Genomic DNA, 568 nt, shown 5'->3' with positions numbered 1-568 from the left:
CACGGCCAGGGCCTTGAGCTTGCCGGATTTGACGTGCGGCAGCGACGAGGCCACTTGGTCGAAATACACCGGCACCTGCCCGCCCACCACGTCGTTGATCGCCGGACCGGCACCGCGGTAGGGAATGTGCACCATGGAAGTGCCCGTGCTGCTCTTGAACAGCTCGCCCCACATGTGGCCGATGGTGCCGTTGCCCGGCGTGGCGTAGGACACCTTGCCGGGGTTGGCCTTGAGGTACTTCACCAGCTCGGCGAAATCCTTGACCGGCAGGACCTTGGGGTTGACCACGATCACCCCGGGGGCCTTGACGATCTCGGTCACGCCGGCGAAGTCCTTGAAAGGGTCGTAGGGCAGCTTGGAGAACACGGCCGGGTTCACGCCGTGGGTGGACAGCGTGGCCACGCCCAGCGTGAGGCCGTCGCCCGCGGCGCGCCCCACCTCGGCCATGCCGATGGAGCCGCCGGCGCCGGCGCGGTTCTCGATCACCACGGGCTGGCCCAGCAGGCGCTGCAGCGGCTCCTGCAGGGCGCGGCCGGCGATGTCGGTGGCGCCGCCGGGCGGGAACGGC

The 568-nt window shown here is 69.9% G+C and carries 1 protein-coding gene; it reads right to left on the bottom strand.

The window, feature by feature from the left end; genetic code table 11:
* The coding region (locus tag AC27KI_RS26940) for a Bug family tripartite tricarboxylate transporter substrate binding protein (protein WP_487116972.1) at window positions 1-568 on the bottom strand (568 nt) is incomplete at both ends.

The organism is Acidovorax sp. KPB24-03 (assembly GCF_057546605.1).
Note: the sequence above shows the minus strand (reverse complement) of the source record. Positions and strands in the feature narration are given on the sequence as shown.